Raw genomic sequence first — 15900 nt, forward strand, 5'->3', positions numbered from 1 at the left:
CTCCCGCCACCCTGCGTACCGCCCTGGGTGTTCCCACTCCCGCCACCCTGCGTACCACCCTGGGTGTTGCCGCTGCCATCACCCTGCGTACTGACCCGAAGCGGGCTCTGCGTCTGCGACGTACCCTTGCCGGCGTGCACCTGAGCAGGTGCCGCTGAGGCGGAAGTCCCGATGGTGAAGACTCCTCCCACCAGGGCTGCCGAGGCTATTGCTGCGGCTATCTGCCGCTTCCGGCTGTTCCGCATGGGCCGTGCTCCTCTTTCTTCCGTGCATCTGTGACTCAGAGGTGGCTCAATTCCCATGCTGTTCTCGCACTTCGGCCCAGTCAACTCAAGCCGCGCACGGCAAACGGTTATGACCCCCGACCCTGTCACCGGAATTGACCACACGGACGGGCGATCGTCGGGAATCACGGAATTCGGCACCGGTACGTCCGAGAAACCGGTGTCACGGACGTCGGCACCGCGGGCGGTGCCGGTGCGGGCGCCGACGACGGGGAGTTGACCTTGGGCTGATGTTCGAGGGAACCGGGAGGATCCGCCGCCGGGGAGACGGGGCAGAACACAACCGACGACTCCTCCCCCCACGGCACCTTGAGGGAGTTCCCATGCTGCACGGCATCGACGTGAGCGCCTATCAGTCCGCCACGTACGACACGCACGGCCTCTCCTTCGTCTTCATCAAGGCGACGGAGGGCCGCTCGTACGTCAACTCACGGCTGAACGCCCAGACCAAGCACGGCCGCGACGCCGGTCTGGTGGTCGGCTTCTACCACTTCCTGTGGCCCGGCAACATCACCGCCCAGGCCGAGTACTTCGTCTCCCACGCCCCCGAGAAGGCCGGCGACATCCTCGCCGTCGACTGGGAGACCACGGGCGACGGCACCCACGCCTCCAACTCGGAGAAGGACCACTTCATCCGCAAGGTGAAGGAACTTCGCCCGCACAACCGGGTCGTGCTGTACACCAACCGCAACTTCTGGCTGAACATCGACACGACCTCCTATGCGGGCGACGGCCTGTGGATCGCCGACTACGTCACCGCCGGCCACCCCCGCATCAAGGCCAAGTGGCGCTTCCACCAGTACACCGACGACCCGCACGACAAGGACGTGGCGAACTTCTCCACCGCGGCCGCGCTGCGGGAGTGGGCCAAGCCGTGACGGCCCGGCCCCGACCCGCCTGTCCGGACTAGCCCCGGAAGTCGGCCGGGCGTTCCGGGGACGCCTCCGCCAGGGCCTTGGCCACGGTGTCGGCGCCGGCCCGCAGGCCGTAGACCGGGGTGCCCGGCTGCTGGCGCCAGGAGTCGTCGATGCCGCCGGCGTCCACGGTGTCGAAGCCGATCTCGTCGATCAGCGCGCGGACCTTCGCCTTGGCCGCCTCGTCGTCGCCCGCCACCGGGAGCGCCATGCGGTCGGGGTCACCGGCCGGGCGGGGACGCTCGAGGAGGTCCTGGGCGTACGTGCCGTTGAACGCCTTGACCACGGGGTGGCCGAGCTGCCGTTCGGTCCAGCGGCTCTCGGTGATGCCCTCGTCCTCGATCGCGGCGATCCTGCCGTCCCGCTCCCGCGGGTAGTAGTTGCCGGTGTCGATGACCGCCACACCGTCGGCGGCCTCGTCGAACAGGCCGGACGGCAGGCCGGGGACGGCCTTCAGGGGGACGGTGACCACGACGACCTCGGCGCCGCGTGCCGCCTCCTCGACGCGCACGGGGGTCGCGCCCGTCTCCTCGGCCAGCGCGGTCAGGGTGTGCGGACCGCGGGAGTTGGCCACGGAGACGTCGTGTCCGGCGGCCGTGAACCGCCGGGTGAGGTTGCCGCCGATGTTGCCCGCGCCGATGATGCCGATCTTCATCTCTGCTCGCCTCGCTCTTCCGGAGTCCCGGAGCTCGGTTCTGGTGTCCTTGCACAGGCCTTGCAGGCCACGTGCAACCTCCGGGCGGCGCGGGCTATTCCGGGCGTATGGCGAACGGCGTACGGATGCCCGGGCGAGGAACGCACGGCGAGCGGCGTACGCCGAAGGGCGCCCACCGCCGAGCGATGGGCGCCCCTCAGGTCCGTGCCGGGCGCGTCACTTGCTCAGGTAGGCCCAGAACTCGTCGAACGACAGAACCTTGTCGCCGTTCAGGTCACGGGTCCTGATGATCGCCTCCGCCACCGTCTCGGTGACGTTCCAGTCGCCCTCCTGGGCCAGGGCGGACTTGAACTCGGCGGCGGTGATGAAACCGTCACCGTCCGCATCGATCCGCTGGAACTGCTTGCGTGCTTCCTCGATGTCGGCCACCGATCCGCCCCTCTTGTCGTACCTGACTGTCGTGCTGTCGCAGGTCAGATTAGCTGCCCGTGCGGGCCTGGAGCGCAGCGGCCACCCAGGAGAACTCGTCGGCGTAGGAGTGCACGGGCGTGCCCTTGAGGATCCCCAGCAGTTCCCGGTAACGGGCGAGCCTGACGTTGTGGGTCGCGCTGATGCGTTCCAGGACCGCCGTCGGGTCGGCGTCCCCGAACAGGTCACGCAGGACCTGGTCGGCCTCCGGCGCCTCGGGGGCGATCCCCCGCTCGCGCGCCTTCCCGACCAGCTCGACCAGCCTCTTGGCGAACCACCGGGACGCCCCGGCGGGCGTGTCGGCCCCGCGGTCGGAGTGATTGAGCTCGGCCGCCCTGCGCATCTGCGCCCGGAACTCCGCGTCCTGCACCAGCTCGGCCAGCTCCACCCAGGCGTCGACCTGTTCGGGCGTGGGGTCGTCCGGCAGGTTCACCGCGGTGTTCTGCATCCTTTCGCGGATGTCCGGGTCCACGCTGTCGAGCCCGTGGAACATCTCCTCCACGAACTCTTCCATGATCCGTCTGCGCTCGGCCGCCGACAGCCGTGCCAGTTTGTTCATCAGGGTCGTCTCCTCCGCACTCGATCCGCGTCGCGCCACACTCGACAGCACCGCGCGGGTCACCTTCAGCGACCGGATCTGCGCGTCCAGCGCCACCACGTGCGCGGCGGCGACCTCCGCGACCGTCCGCTCCCCGGCCAGCACCCGGCGCACGTCGTCCAGGCCGAGGCCCAGCTCGCGCAGGGTGCGGACCAGCTCGAGCCGGGCCACGGAGGCGGCGTCGTAGAGCCGGTAGCCGCCCGCGGAACGGGCCACCGGGGGCAGGGCGCCCTCGTCCGACCAGTAGCGGATGGTGCGCACGGTCAGTCCGGTGGCCCGGGCCAGCTCGCCGATGGTGAGAAGTCCGGTGCTGTCTTCGCTCACGTCTGCGAGTCTGGGCCTTCCAGTGGGTGGAGACTCAAGCGGAGGGGCTGCCGCTCAGTGCCACGGCTGGTAGTACGGGTTGCCCTGGCACTCGCTCATGATCTCGGCCTTCGTCGTCTTGTCGACCGGGCAGGCGCCGACGATGTACTGCCGGGCGATCCCGCCGGGGAAGGCGACCTCGACCTGGTCGGCCCATTGGTGGGTGTCACCGATGGTCTTGTTGACGTCGATGCCGCCCGGGGCGTCGATGTAGTAGTTGTACTTCGACTTCCAGGTCTTGTAGAGGTCGTGGTCGTACGTCGTCGAGACGTACGGCGAGGGCTGGTTGACCAGGACGTACTGCTCGATGTCGTACTGGCCGTTCAGCACGTCCCGGGGGTAGAAGCCCTCATCGAAGATCGTCGCCGGGGCCCGGTTGTCGTTGCGCCACAGGGTGCCGCAGGTGGTGCGCCAGGCCGGAGTGGGCGTGATGCGGTCGACGTCGACGCGCCGGTCGGCCGCGGCCTTGATCCTGTCCTCGAACTGGGGGCAGGAGGGCGCGGCGGCCCGGGCGGGCGCCACGGCGGCGGGGCCGCCGGCGGCGGTGGTCGTGGGGGCGGTGGCGGCCGTGGTCGCGAGGACGGCCGAGACGGCGAGGACGGCGGCAGCGGCCCGCCGCCGCAGACGAGTGATGATCATGCGCAGCACGATCCCGGGTCCGCGGCGGCGCGAGGTGGATCATCACCTGATCGGAGGCGTGTCCAGCACCCGGGTTGTCAGCGGAAGATTCCGGTGTGGCCGAGCGAGTAGCGGCCCGGCTGCGGGTAGACGGCGAGGCCGTGCGGGCCGCTGCCGACCTTGATGCGGGCGAGCTGCCGGCCGGTGCGGGTGTCGATGGCGTACACCTCGGAGTTGTAGCGGCCCGAGAGCCACAGGACCTTGCCGTCGGCCGACACGCCGCCCATGTCGGGGCTGCCGCCCTGCGGCAGGCGCCACTTCTTGGTGAGCTTGCCCTTGGTGAAGTCGAAGACGGAGATGCTGCCCTCGCCCCGGTTCGAGATGTACATCTCGCGCGAGTCGCGGCTGATGTAGAGGCCGTGGGTGCCCTTGCCGGTGGGGAGGAACACCGGCTTGCCGAACGTCTTTCCGTCCAGGATCCACAGGCCGTCGGCGACCATGTCGGCGACGTAGAACTTCTTGCCGTCGGGCGAGACCTTCACGTCCTGGGGCATGGCGCCGCGGTGGTCCAGCTTCTGCGCGCCGACGATCTTCATCTGCGCGGTGTCGACCTTGAGCAGTTCGCCGCTGAACTCGCAGGAGACGATGAAGTAGCGGCCGTCCAGGGAGAAATCGGCGTGGTTGACGCCGGCGCAGGGGACCGGGACGGTCTTCACCCGGTCCATGGTATGCGCGTCCCGGAAGACGAGCTGGCGGTCCTTGGAGGCCATGACGACGGCGTACTTGCCGTCGGGCGTGAAGTAGAGGTTGTACGGGTCGTGCACGTCGACCGGCTTGCCAGCCTTGCCGGTCCTCGGGTCGATGGGGGTGAGGGAGTTGCCGAGGTCGTTGTTGACCCAGAGCGTCTTCAGGTCCCAGGACGGCACGACGTGCTGGGGCTGGCGGCCCACCGGGATGGTCTCGATGACCTTGTACGTCGCGGGGTCGATGACCGTGACGGTGTTGGAGTTGGTGTTGGGGACGTAGACCCGGGAGGGGAAGTCCTTGACCACCGGGGAGAGCTTGTTGGGGCGGTCGGCGGCGTAGACGTCCTTCGGGTCCAGGACGGGCGGCATGCCGGGCAGGCCGTCGGCGGCCTGCCGCTGCTTCGGCTGGGGCTGCACGGGCGCCTTGCTGCCGAGGGCTTCGTCGGCGTGGTGCCCCGAGTCGCCGGCGCTGCAGGCGGACAGCGCGGCCAGCGCGGCACAGGCGGCCCCTGCGAGCAGGGCCCGGGCGGTACGGCTCAGTGAAGGACGGTGCATCAGCTCAGCAGCTCCGTGGTGGTGACCGCGTGCATGCCGCGGCGGTCGAGTTCGTCGAGTACGTCGGGGAGGGCGGCGACCGTGTCGGCGTACCCGAAGTGCAGGCTCACCACGGATCCGTCGCGGACCTCGGCCATGACGTTGCGGGTGACGGCCGCGGCGCCGGGCCGGGTGTAGTCGAGGGAGTCGACGTCGTAGGAGAGCACGTGCGGGTATCCGGCGGCGCGGGCCAGTCGCTGGACCAGCGGGGAGGCGGTGGGGGCGCGCGAGGGCCGGAACCAGGTGCCGATGGAGCCGGTGAGCCGTCTGAGGCGGTCGGCACAGCCGGTGATCTCCGCGCGGGCGTCGGTCTCGGACAGGGCGTTGACGGCCAGGTGGCGCTGGGTGTGGTTGCCGAGGTCGTGGCCGCCGTCCAGGATCCGGCGGGCCATCTCGGGATGCTCGTCGAGCCAGGTGCCGACGGCGAGCACGGTGAGGCGGGCCCCGTGCTTCTCGGCCGCGGTGAGCAGGGCGCGGGCCAGCGCGGGGTCTCCCTGGCCGTGGAAGGTAAGAGCGACGCGGGGCTTGTCGCGCGGGCCGTGAACGATCTGAGCGGGCTGCCGGGAGAAGGCGCGCGGGGCGGGGGCGGCGGCGCGCGAGGCGGGGGACGCCGCGTCCGGGGCGGCGTCGGACGCGGCGGAGTGCGGGGCGGCACCGGTGGAGGAGCACCCGGTGATGAGTGCGCCCCCGGCGACGAGTCCGGCACCGGCCCGGAGCACGCCACGGCGATCGGTGGTGGTCACCCACACCATTTAAGAGGCGCAGGGTAAGAAAACGGGCGATTCACACGCGCGGCCGGGGTGGTGAGGGCCTGTCAGCCACGGCTCTCGCCGGGTACCTGGAGGCCGGCGGGTTCGACCAGACGGCCTCCGAGCGGGTCCGGCCAGCGAACCTCGCCAGGCCGGGCCAGGCGATCCTCGCCGGGGTCCGGCCGACCGCCCCTCGCCGGGATCCGGCCAGCGAACCGCCAGGTCCGGCCAGGCGACCAACGGCGGGTCGGGCCGGGCCCAGCGGATTCAGCATGCGGCCCGCGCCGGGTCCGGCTAGGCGGTCCCCGCGGGGGTCCGGCCAGGCGACCCACGGTGGGTCAGGTCAGACCCGGCGGGTCCAGGCAGGCCCAGCGCATTCGGCCAGCGGCTCGTGCCGGGTTCGGACACGAGACCCCCCTGCCGGGGACCGGCCAGCGAACCTCGCCAGGCCGGGCCAGGCGATCCTCGCCGGGGTCCGGCCAGGCGACCCACGGAGGGCCGGGTCACGCCCAGCGGGTCCAGCCACGCCCAGCGGATTCGGCCGACTGCCCGTGCCGGCGCCGACGGGTTCGGCCAAGCCCAGCGGGTTGGGCCGGGCCCGACCGGTTGGGCCAGGTCCGGCGGTTTTGGCCGGGTTCCCGGGGTCAGCGGTCCGCGACGCGCATCTCGAACCAGGTGGTCTTGCCGCGGGGCAGCAGGTCCACTCCCCAGCGGTCGGCCAGTTTGTCCACCAGGAACAGGCCCCGGCCGCTGATGTCCAGTTCCTGAACGGGCATCAGGCAGGGCAGCCCGCGCGAGGGGTCGCGGATCTCGATGCGGATCCAGCCCCGGCGGCGGCGCATGCGCAGGCCGAACGCCCGGGCGCCGGTGTGCCGTACGGCGTTGCCCACGAGTTCGGAGACGAGGAGGACCGCGTCCTCCGTCAGCTTGGGGGTCAGGCCCCACTGGCGCAGGACGACGACCTGGACGAGCCGGCGAGCGGTGGCCGCGGACTCGGGACGGGACGGCAACGGAACCTCGGCTTCCGTAGGATTGCCGTACAGTTCCAGCGCGTTGAGCGCCCGGTCGTCCTCGACCGCGGGCGACCAGCGTGCCGCGGCCGAACGTCCCTGTCCCCGCGGCTGTTCGATGCCCTCCAGCCCCGCCATGCCCCCATCATGGCCGTCCGCGGCGGTCTCCGTGGCCGTTCCGGCGGAATACGCCCCCGGAGCGCCCCCGTTGTCCACCATGCGCCCGGCATATGCCCACGACACATCGGCCGCCGGAACAGCCCGGCCGACCTGCACGAACGGCCCGTGCGGCGGCAATCGCCCGGCCCCCTCGACGGATCGGCCTCAAGGCTGCCTTGAGGCCCGCACAACCGCCCCATCGAGGGACCCGCGATCAGACGTCACGTCAACAGCAAGGGGTAAGCGGCCGTTCCTCAGAGGAACTTGGCCTTCCCCGGGCCCTCTTCCACGAAGCTGCGCATCCCGCGCTCGCGGTCCTCCGTGGCGAACAGTCCCGCGAACCAGTTCCGCTCCACGGCGAGACCGGTGTCGATGTCGGTCTCCAGGCCGGTGTCGATCGACTCCTTGGCGGCGCGCAGCGCGATCGCCGGGCCCTGGGCGAGCTTCGCGGCCCAGGCGTGGGCCGCCTCGTACACCTCGGCGGCCGGGACCACGCGGTCCACCAGGCCGAGCGTGAGCGCCTCGTCGGCCTTGACCTGACGACCCGTGAAGATGAGGTCCTTGGCCTTGGACGGCCCGATCAGCCGGGACAGCCGCTGGGTGCCGCCCGCGCCGGGGATGAGGCCGAGCAGGATCTCCGGCTGGCCCAGCTTGGCGTTGTCGGCGGCGATGCGGTAGTCCGCGCAGAGCGCGAGTTCGCAGCCGCCGCCGAGCGCGTAGCCCGTGATCGCGGCGACCACCGGCTTGGGGATGCGGGCCACGGCGGTGAAGGAGTCCTGCAGGGCTCGGGCGCGCAGGACCATCGCCGCGTGGTCCATCACCTGCATCTCCTTGATGTCCGCGCCGGCCGCGAACACCTTCTCGCCGCCGTAGATCACCACGGCGCGCACGTCCTGGCGGCCGGTGGCCTCCTCGGCGAGCTCCTTGAGCCGGTCCTGCGTGGCGACGTCGAGCGCGTTCATGGGCGGGCGGTCCAGGCGCAGCGTGCCGACGCCCTCGGCGACTTCCAGAGTTACGGTCATGGGAAGCAGGTTAACGGGCACTAACGACAGTGGGCCCGGTGCCGTCCGTCACAGCACCGGGCCCGTCCCTCAGGAGGGACTCACTTCTTCCAGTCGGCCCACGACATGTTCCAGCCGTTGAGCCCGTTGTCCGGGGCGACGGTCCGGTCGTGGGAGTTCTTGACCTCCACCACGTCGCCGACCATGGAGTGGTTGAAGAACCAGGCGGCCGGCACCTTGCTGTCGTAACCGCCGCGCACGTCGCGCAGGCCGACGCAGCCGTGGCTGGCGTTGTAGTTGCCGAAGGCGTCGCCGCCCCAGTAGTTGCCGTGGATGAAGGTGCCGGAGGTGGTCAGGCGGATGGCGTGCGGGACGTCCTTGATGTCGTACTCGCCGCCGTAGCCGACGGTCTCGCCGTTCATGCGGGTCACCGTGAGCTTCTCGCTCATGACCATCTTGCCGTTCCAGGTGTCGTAGCCGGGCTTGCCGGTGGTCACCGGAATGGTCTTGATGACCTCGCCGTCGCGCATGACCTTCATCGTGTGCTTCTTGGCGTCGACCACGGAGACCTGGCTGCGCCCGATGGTGAAGGTGACGGTCTTGCTCTGCTTGCCGTAGACGCCGGGGCGGCCCTCGACGCCGTCCAGGTTCAGCTTGACGGTGACCTTGGTGCCGGCCTTCCAGTAGTGCTCGGGGCGGAAGTCGAGGCGGTCGTTGCCGAACCAGTGGCCCTCGACGTCGACGGCCGGTTCGGTCTTGATCTGGATGGCCTTCTCGACGTCCTCCGGGTGGGTGATGCCCCGGGTGAAGTTGACGGAGAACGGCATTCCGACGCCGACCGTGGAGCCGTCCTCGGGGGTGAAAGTGCCGACGAAGGTGTTCTTCGGCGTCAGGGTGGTGAAGCTGGAGTCCTCGGCGGCCTGGCGGCCGGCGGAGTCCTTGGCGACCGCGTGGACCGTGTACCGGGTCGAGGCGGCCAGATGGGTGGACGGGGTCCAGGAGGTGCCGCCGGCGGTCATCCGCCCGGGTATCGCGGTGCCCTTGGGGTCCTTCACGACGACCTGGGTGAGCGTGCCCTTGCTCGCGGCGACCTTCAGGGCGCCGCTGGTGTCGACGGACTTCTCGCCGTCCTTGGGGGCGATGGTGACGACCGCCTCCGACTGCTTGCTCGGCGCGGCGCTGGATTCCTTGCCCTGGCTCTTGCCCGACTCGGAGTCCGAGTCGCCTCCCCCGCACGCGGTGACGGCGAGCAGCAGCGCTCCGGACACCAGGGCCAGCAGTGCCCTGCGTCCCCCGGCCGCGCCCGGCGCCCTGCGTCCCCGCGCGTCAACCGACGCCCCCGATATCGGCCGCACGTTCAAGTTGGTCTCCCCTCCCCGGGTCGGTCGAACCCGCACCCCGGCGCACCCCAGCGCGTCCTGCGCGCCGCACACTCGCGCATCGTAACCACAAGGTCAGAGGCAGGGTGTCAGGCAATTGTCACTGTTCCGTCCCAACTTCAACAGCTGACGGCAACGTTCCCCATCGGTCCTCAACTCCTGCCGCCGGGCTGCTTACTTGACAGCATGTCCGCCTTCCACGGCTCCCGTTCCAGGCTCCCTGCGCGGTGGCCGCCGCCGCTTCCGTCGGCGGGGCGGTCCGGTGCGGCCCCCGCGCGCCGTACGCGCCGTCGTACGTGCCGCATGGGCTGACCGGCGCCCGGCCCGCTCCAGGGAAACGTGAGTGCGAGCCACGCTCTGGGCAGAACAGTGGGGAGGACCGAGCGACGGGGAGCCGCACCCGGGAGACGGACACGGGAGGAGAACACTGGGGCGGGCCGGTTGGCGAACGAGCCGCGACAGCCGAAAAGGGGCCGACCAGGTGTCCAGCGCAGCCGAACAGGAGGCGGTGGCGGGCGGGCGCGCCACCGGGAACGGGCGTGCCCTCGACGAGCGGCGCCCGTCCGCCGTCGTGAACGGTGCGCACCGTGCCGCACCGCCGCCCGCCGTGCCCGTGTGGCCGGGCGCGTCGACGCCGCTGGGCGCCCGCTTCCGGGTCGGCCCGGACGGGGTGGCCGGCACCAACTTCGCGCTGTGGGCGGGCGGCGCGGAGGCGGTCGACCTGTGCCTGTTCGACGAGGCGGGCAAGGAGACCCGCGCCCGGCTCACCGAGCTGACGCACGAGATCTGGCACGGCTTCGTCCCCGGGGTCATGCCCGGCCAGCGCTACGGCTACCGGGTGCACGGCCGCTGGGACCCGTGGACCGGCGCCCGCTGGAACCCGGCGAAGCTGCTGCTCGACCCGTACGCGCGCGCGGTGGACGGCGAGTACGCCGCCTTCGGGCTGGCGCCGGAGCTGTACGGGCACGTCCGGGACTGGCCGGACCAGCATGTCGCGGACACCGTGCGCGACGACCGCGACTCCGCGCCCTTCGTGCCCAAGGGCGTGGTCGTCCATGACGACGACGACTGGTCCGACGACCGCCGCCCCAAGACGCCGTGGGCGGACTCGGTGATCTACGAGCTGCACGTGCGCGGCTTCACCCAGCGGCATCCGGGCATCCCGGAGGAGCTGCGGGGGACGTACGCGGGTCTGGCGCACCCGGCGGCGATCGAGCACCTGGTCAAGCTGGGCGTGACAGCGGTGGAGCTGCTGCCGGTGCACCAGTTCGCGCACGAGGACCACCTGTTGCGCCGCGGCCTGCGCAACTACTGGGGCTACAACTCCATCGGCTACTTCGCCCCGCACGCCGGCTACGCGGCCTCCGGCACCACCGGCCAGCAGGTCGGCGAGTTCAAGCGGATGGTGCGCGCGCTGCACGCGGCCGGCATCGAGGTCGTCCTCGACGTGGTCTACAACCACACCGCTGAGGCGAGCGAGTTCGGCCCGACGCTGTCCCTGAAGGGCATCGACAACCAGCGCTACTACCGCCTGACGCCCGACGCCCGCCGGTACGCCGACTACACCGGCTGCGGCAACACCCTCAACGTCGTCCAGCCGCACGTGCTGCGCCTGATCACCGACTCGCTGCGCTACTGGGTCACCGAGATGGGCGTGGACGGCTTCCGCTTCGACCTGGCCGCCGCGCTGGCCCGCTCCATGCACGACGTGGACATGCTCTCGCCGTTCCTCGCCGTGATCGCCCAGGACCCGGTGCTGCGCCGGGTCAAGCTGATCGCCGAGCCGTGGGACGTCGGCTCGGGCGGCTACCAGGTGGGCGCCTTCCCACCGCTGTGGACGGAGTGGAACGACCGCTACCGCAACGCCGTACGGGACTTCTGGCGGCACGCCCTGCCGGACGTACGGGAGATGGGTTACCGGCTGTCCGGTTCCAGCGATCTGTACGCCTGGGGCGGCCGCAGACCGTACGCCTCCGTCAACTTCGTGACCGCGCACGACGGTTTCACGCTGCGCGACCTGGTGAGCTACGACCGCAAGCACAACGAGGCCAACGGCGAGGGCAACCGGGATGGCACGGACGACAACCGCTCCTGGAACTGCGGGGCGGAGGGCGAGACCGAGGACGAGGGGGTACGGGCGCTGCGGCGCAGACAGCTGCGCAACCTGCTGACCACGCTGCTGCTGTCCACGGGCGTGCCGATGCTGGTGGCGGGCGACGAGCTGGGGCGCACCCAGCGCGGCAACAACAACGCCTACTGCCAGGACAACGAGATCGGCTGGCTGGACTGGTCCCTGCTGGAGGACCCCGGGTGGCGGGCCCTGTTCGAGCTCACCTCCCGGCTGATCGCCCTGCGCCACCGCCACCCGGTCCTGCGCCGCCGGGCCTTCTTCTCGGGCCGGGCGCACTCGGCGGACGGCCTGCGGGACCTGGCCTGGTTCACCCCGCACGGCACGGAGATGACGGAGGGCGACTGGTACGCCCCGGCGGCGACGCTGGCGATGTACCTGTCCGGCCGGGACATCCCGGGCCGCGACGAACGCGGTGCCCCCGTCCGCGACGACAGCTTCCTGGCCGTCCTGCACGCCGGGGACCGTCCCGTGCCCTTCACGCTGCCCGGCCCGCCGTGGGCGGACCGCTACGAGGTGATCGTGGACACCTCACAGGAGGACCAGGCGGACGCGCCGGGGTCCACGCACCGGGCGGAGACCGAGATCACGGTGCCGGCCCGGTCGGTGCTGCTGCTCAAGGTCGTGGACTGAGGCCGCTCGAGCTCGCGGGGCGCTCTTCGGCTAGCCGAGGATCCCGCGGTCGTACGCCACCGCGACCGCTGCCGCGCGGTCGTTGACGCCGAGCTTGGCGTACAGGTGGGTGAGGTGGGTCTTGACGGTGGCCTCGCTGATGAACAGTTCGCGGGCGATCTCCCGGTTGGAGGTGCCCTTGGCGACCAGCGCCAGCACCTCGCGTTCCCGGGCCGAGAGGGGCTCGTTGCCGGGGGCGGGGGCGCGGACCGCGGAGACCAGGCGGGAGGCCACGGCCGGGGAGAGGACCGTACGGCCCTCGGCGGCGGCCCGGACGGCGGTGAACAGCTCGTCGCGCGGGGCGTCCTTGAGGAGGTAGCCGGTGGCGCCCGCCTCGATCGCGGGCAGGGTGTCGGAGTCGGTGTCGTACGTGGTCAGCACCAGCACCTTGGCGCGGGCGCCGCGACGGGTCAGCTCACGGATCGCGTCGACGCCCGAGCCGCCCGGCATCCGCAGGTCCATCAGGATCACGTCCGGGTCCAGGGCCGCGGCCCAGGCCACCGCTTCGGTGCCGTTCGCCGCTTCCCCGAGCACCCGGAAGCCCGGGGCCGACTCGAACATGCCGCGCAGGCCGTCGCGGACCACCGGATGGTCGTCGACGATCAGGAGGGTGATGGCGGGCTCAGCGGTCATCGCGGACCAAGGGTACGCGAGCGGACACCGCCGTGCCGTGCCCCGGCTCCGACTCCACCGTGAGGGAACCGGCGATGCGCTCGGCCCGGGCCCGCATGCCGTCGAGGCCGAAGCCGCCGCTGTGCGTGCGCTGCGGTACGGCGGCCGGGTCGAAGCCGGTGCCGTCGTCGCGGATGTCCAGCGTGACCTCGTCGCCCATGAAGGACAGGGTCACCCCGACCCGGGCCGGGCGGGCGTGCCGGGCCGCGTTGGACAGTGCCTCCTGGGCGATGCGCAGCAGGGTCGCCGAGACCTCGTCGTGCAGCTGCTCGGCGGTGCCGGTGACCGTGAACCCGGCGCGCACTCCGGCGCGCTCGCCCCATTCGGCGACCGTCTTCTTCAGCGCCTCCGGCAGTCCGTCGGCGGCGAGGGCGACGGGGGCGAGGTTGTGCACCGAGCGGCGGGCCTCGCCGAGGCTGTGCCGGGCGAGGTCGGAGGCGCGCTCCAGATGTGTGCGGGCCGTGGTGAGGTCGGGGGCGTTCGCCACGACCTGGAGCTGGGCGATGATCCCGGTCAGGCCCTGGGCGAGGGTGTCGTGGATCTCGGCGGCGAGCCGGCGGCGCTCGTCGGCGACGCCCGCCTCCCGGGCCTGCACCAGGAGTTGGGCGTGCAGGGCGGCGTTCTCGTCCAGGGCCTGCTGCAACGCCGTGTTGGTGCGCTCCAGTTCGTCGATGGTCTCGGCCTGGACGCGGGCGCGTTCCTGCTCCTGCTGGGTGTATCGGGTGAACACGCTGACCATGCCCATGTTGACGGCCAGGACGAGGAAGAAGCCGAGCCACAGGAACGGCCCGTGCGGCGGCCAACCGCCGATCTCACTGCCGGACATGGTGACGGCGGTCAGGAAGAGACCGGGCAGCACCAGACGGGGGGGCAGCTCCCGAGGCGCGGTGTAGTAGCCGGTGACGGCGTAGAAGGCGAAGAACGGGTTGGCCCAGGTCAACACGAAGGAGATGGCCCAGCGCAGCAGGTAGAGGCAGACACCGGTCCGGCTCGGGCCCGGCCGCTTCCGCCTCACCCTTCCCCAGCACAGCTGCAGCACGACGGCCGCGGGGACGAGCACGGCGGAGGCGACCGTCCCGAGCCGGTCCATGCCGACCGCGCGGGCGGATATCGCCGCCGCCACGACACCGGCGGCCAGCAGCGCCCAGGGTCCCCATGTGTCGAAGGAGGCCCGGGGCTGCTGCTGCGCGGCGGTCGTCATGGCATCAGTGTCCGGCACGGCTCGTTCAATCCCAGCGGAACCAGCGGGCCGCCCCCGCCGTCAGCAGCACCGTCCAGCCCGCGAGCACCCCCAGGTGCGCCCAGCCGGGCCAGTCGCCGGCGGCCGCCTCACCCAGAGCGCGGGCCGCCGCACCGAACGGGGTGAGCTGCACCACACGGGCCAGCGTGTGCGGCATCTCCTGCACCGGCAGCCACACGCCCGCGCAGAACATCATCGGGAAGAACACCGCGGAGCCGATGGCGCCCGCGACCTTCGTGGTGCGGGACAGCGCCGAGACGACCGAGCCCAGGGCGAGGGCCGCGGCGGTCGCGAGCAGCAGGGCCAGCAGATACCCGGCCGGCTGCTCGGGCAGCCGCACGCCGAAGGCGAGCCGGCCGACGGCGAGCGCGAGCAGTGCCGAGGCCAGCGCCACCGTGCCCTGTACCACCATCTGCGAGGACAGCAGGGTGGAGGGCCGTACGGGAGTGAGCCGCATCCGGCGCAGGATGCCCCGCTCCCGGTGGCCGGTCAGGGCCTGGGGCAGCGACTGCACCCCGGACATGATCAGGGCGATCAGGACGGCGATGGGCGTGTAGGCGTCGACCGGGCGCAGCCCGCCGAGCGCCTTGTCGGCGTCCCGGAAGGACGGGATGGAGCCGAGGATCACCAGCAGCAGCGTCGGGAACAGGAAGATCCAGAAGACGGCGCCGGGTTCGCGGCGGAACAGGCGGAACTCGGTGCGCAGGACGGCGGTGTTCATGCCGCGGCCTCCTTCGTCCGGTCGTCGGTCAGGTCGAGGAACGCGTCGTCGAGGGTGGCGTCCAGGACGCGCAGCTGATGGGCCGTGATGCGGTGCCGTGCGAGCAGGGTGACGACCGCGTTCACGGTCTCGTCGGTGCCGGAGAGCGTGATCCGGCCGTCCTTGCACTCGATCGAGGCGATGGCCGGGAGGGAGGCGAGGTCGTGGTCGTCCAGCGGGGCCGACGGGGTGAAGCTGATGACGGTGGCACCCGCCGACCGGCGGATGAGCCCGGCCGGGGTGTCCAGCGCCGCGACCCGCCCCTTGTCGATCACGGCGATCCGGTCGCACAGCCGCTGCGCCTCCTCCATGAAGTGGGTGACGAGCAGGACGGTCACCCCGCCCGCCCGGACGTCCTCGATCAGCTGCCAGGTGTCGCGGCGGGCTCGTGGGTCGAGGCCGGTGGTGAGCTCGTCGAGCACGACGACACGCGGGTTGCCGATGAGGGCGAGCGCGATGAACAGGCGCTGCCGCTGCCCGCCGGACAGCTTGGCGAACCGGGTGCCCAGCTTGGCGGTGAGGCCGAGGCGTTCGGCGAGGGGGCGCCAGTCGGCGGGGTTCGGGTAGAAGGAGGCGTACAGCTCCAGCGCCTCGCGCACGGTCAGTTTGGGCTGGAGCTCGCTCTGCTGGAGCTGGGCGCCGAGGATCCCGGCGACCTCGTCGTGGTCGGCGACGGGGTCCAGGCCGGCGACCCGGACCCGGCCCGCGTCGGGGACGCGCAGCCCCTCGACGCACTCGACGGTGGTGGTCTTGCCGGCGCCGTTCGGGCCGAGGATGCCGAAGATCTCACCCTCGTCGACGGCGAAGGAGACGCCGTCGACGACGTTCCGGCCGCCGTAGGACTTGCGCAGTTCGCTGACTTCGATGACGGACATGGCTTCAGGGTCCCG

Annotated in this window: 15 protein-coding genes; 2 read left to right on the forward strand and 13 right to left on the reverse strand. The window is 71.6% G+C overall.

Annotated features, from left to right (window positions below; genetic code table 11):
• Positions 1 to 607 precede the first annotated feature (607 nt).
• Entirely contained in the window at positions 608 to 1162 is a 555-nt protein-coding gene (locus IE318_RS40605; RefSeq protein ID WP_030179766.1) for a glycoside hydrolase family 25 protein, read from the forward strand.
• Positions 1163 to 1190: 28 nt separating this feature from the next.
• Here IE318_RS40605 and IE318_RS40610 read toward each other — a convergent pair whose 3' ends face one another.
• From IE318_RS40610 to IE318_RS40650, 9 genes are all read right to left on the reverse strand, one after another.
• Positions 1191 to 1910 carry an NADPH-dependent F420 reductase gene (locus IE318_RS40610; RefSeq protein ID WP_268256779.1) on the reverse strand — a complete coding sequence of 240 codons (720 nt, stop codon included), beginning with the start codon at positions 1908 to 1910 and terminating at the stop codon, positions 1191 to 1193.
• Between the two features lie 159 nt (positions 1911 to 2069).
• Entirely contained in the window at positions 2070 to 2282 is a 213-nt protein-coding gene (locus tag IE318_RS40615; protein WP_030179761.1) for an EF-hand domain-containing protein, read from the reverse strand.
• A gap of 49 nt (positions 2283 to 2331) precedes the next feature.
• A complete protein-coding gene (locus IE318_RS40620; protein ID WP_189907901.1) occupies positions 2332 to 3243 on the reverse strand; it encodes a helix-turn-helix domain-containing protein in 912 nt (303 codons plus the stop codon).
• Positions 3244 to 3297: 54 nt separating this feature from the next.
• Positions 3298 to 3921 carry an ADP-ribosyltransferase gene (locus IE318_RS40625; RefSeq protein WP_189907902.1) on the reverse strand — a complete coding sequence of 208 codons (624 nt, stop codon included), beginning with the start codon at positions 3919 to 3921 and terminating at the stop codon, positions 3298 to 3300.
• Between the two features lie 77 nt (positions 3922 to 3998).
• Entirely contained in the window at positions 3999 to 5201 is a 1203-nt protein-coding gene (locus IE318_RS40630; RefSeq protein ID WP_189907903.1) for a YncE family protein, read from the reverse strand.
• Positions 5201 to 5992, reverse strand: coding sequence for a polysaccharide deacetylase family protein (locus tag IE318_RS40635; RefSeq protein ID WP_189907904.1), 792 nt, complete (start codon positions 5990 to 5992; stop codon positions 5201 to 5203). The genes IE318_RS40630 and IE318_RS40635 overlap by 1 nt, the downstream gene beginning before the upstream one ends.
• Positions 5993 to 6633: 641 nt before the next feature.
• Positions 6634 to 7137, reverse strand: coding sequence for an ATP-binding protein (locus IE318_RS40640; protein WP_030179747.1), 504 nt, complete (start codon positions 7135 to 7137; stop codon positions 6634 to 6636).
• A gap of 275 nt (positions 7138 to 7412) precedes the next feature.
• The gene (locus IE318_RS40645; protein ID WP_030179744.1) at positions 7413 to 8180 is read right to left on the reverse strand and encodes an enoyl-CoA hydratase/isomerase family protein; all 768 of its coding nucleotides are present in this window, start codon (positions 8178 to 8180) and stop codon (positions 7413 to 7415) included.
• Between the two features lie 80 nt (positions 8181 to 8260).
• Positions 8261 to 9520 (reverse strand): L,D-transpeptidase, encoded by a 1260-nt coding sequence (locus tag IE318_RS40650; protein ID WP_189907905.1) that lies wholly within the window; start codon positions 9518 to 9520, stop codon positions 8261 to 8263.
• A 499-nt stretch (positions 9521 to 10019) separates the two neighbouring features.
• Between IE318_RS40650 and glgX the strand changes: the two genes are divergently transcribed.
• Positions 10020 to 12299: a glycogen debranching protein GlgX gene (gene glgX / locus IE318_RS40655; protein ID WP_189907906.1), complete on the forward strand. Its 2280-nt coding sequence runs from the start codon at positions 10020 to 10022 to the stop codon at positions 12297 to 12299.
• A gap of 30 nt (positions 12300 to 12329) precedes the next feature.
• Here glgX and IE318_RS40660 read toward each other — a convergent pair whose 3' ends face one another.
• From IE318_RS40660 to IE318_RS40675, 4 genes are read right to left on the reverse strand one after another with little or no spacing between them, the layout of a single operon-like run.
• Positions 12330 to 12971 (reverse strand): response regulator, encoded by a 642-nt coding sequence (locus IE318_RS40660; RefSeq protein ID WP_189907907.1) that lies wholly within the window; start codon positions 12969 to 12971, stop codon positions 12330 to 12332.
• Complete coding sequence (locus IE318_RS40665) at positions 12961 to 14211, reverse strand: sensor histidine kinase (RefSeq protein WP_189907908.1); 1251 nt, start codon at positions 14209 to 14211, stop codon at positions 12961 to 12963. Before IE318_RS40665 ends, IE318_RS40660 begins: the two co-directional genes overlap by 11 nt.
• Positions 14212 to 14236: 25 nt before the next feature.
• A complete protein-coding gene (locus IE318_RS40670) occupies positions 14237 to 14971 on the reverse strand; it encodes an ABC transporter permease (RefSeq protein ID WP_189907909.1) in 735 nt (244 codons plus the stop codon).
• Complete coding sequence (locus IE318_RS40675; protein WP_189907910.1) at positions 14968 to 15885, reverse strand: ABC transporter ATP-binding protein; 918 nt, start codon at positions 15883 to 15885, stop codon at positions 14968 to 14970. Before IE318_RS40675 ends, IE318_RS40670 begins: the two co-directional genes overlap by 4 nt.
• Positions 15886 to 15900 lie beyond the last annotated feature (15 nt).

The sequence above is a fragment of the Streptomyces spiralis genome (genome assembly GCF_014654675.1).
In the GTDB taxonomy this organism is placed as follows: domain Bacteria; phylum Actinomycetota; class Actinomycetes; order Streptomycetales; family Streptomycetaceae; genus Streptomyces; species Streptomyces spiralis.

What these genes read in the sequence shown, in the direction of transcription:
- IE318_RS40630 (WP_189907903.1), bottom strand. Translation starts at nt 5,201, where the DNA reads ATGCACCGTCCTTCACTGAGCCGTACCGCCCGGGCCCTGCTCGCAGGG.
- IE318_RS40665 (WP_189907908.1), bottom strand. Translation starts at nt 14,211, where the DNA reads ATGACGACCGCCGCGCAGCAGCAGCCCCGGGCCTCCTTCGACACATGG.
- IE318_RS40605 (WP_030179766.1), top strand. Translation starts at nt 608, where the DNA reads ATGCTGCACGGCATCGACGTGAGCGCCTATCAGTCCGCCACGTACGAC.
- IE318_RS40645 (WP_030179744.1), bottom strand. Translation starts at nt 8,180, where the DNA reads ATGACCGTAACTCTGGAAGTCGCCGAGGGCGTCGGCACGCTGCGCCTG.
- IE318_RS40660 (WP_189907907.1), bottom strand. Translation starts at nt 12,971, where the DNA reads ATGACCGCTGAGCCCGCCATCACCCTCCTGATCGTCGACGACCATCCG.
- IE318_RS40635 (WP_189907904.1), bottom strand. Translation starts at nt 5,992, where the DNA reads ATGGTGTGGGTGACCACCACCGATCGCCGTGGCGTGCTCCGGGCCGGT.
- IE318_RS40640 (WP_030179747.1), bottom strand. Translation starts at nt 7,137, where the DNA reads ATGGCGGGGCTGGAGGGCATCGAACAGCCGCGGGGACAGGGACGTTCG.
- IE318_RS40625 (WP_189907902.1), bottom strand. Translation starts at nt 3,921, where the DNA reads ATGATCATCACTCGTCTGCGGCGGCGGGCCGCTGCCGCCGTCCTCGCC.
- IE318_RS40670 (WP_189907909.1), bottom strand. Translation starts at nt 14,971, where the DNA reads ATGAACACCGCCGTCCTGCGCACCGAGTTCCGCCTGTTCCGCCGCGAA.
- IE318_RS40675 (WP_189907910.1), bottom strand. Translation starts at nt 15,885, where the DNA reads ATGTCCGTCATCGAAGTCAGCGAACTGCGCAAGTCCTACGGCGGCCGG.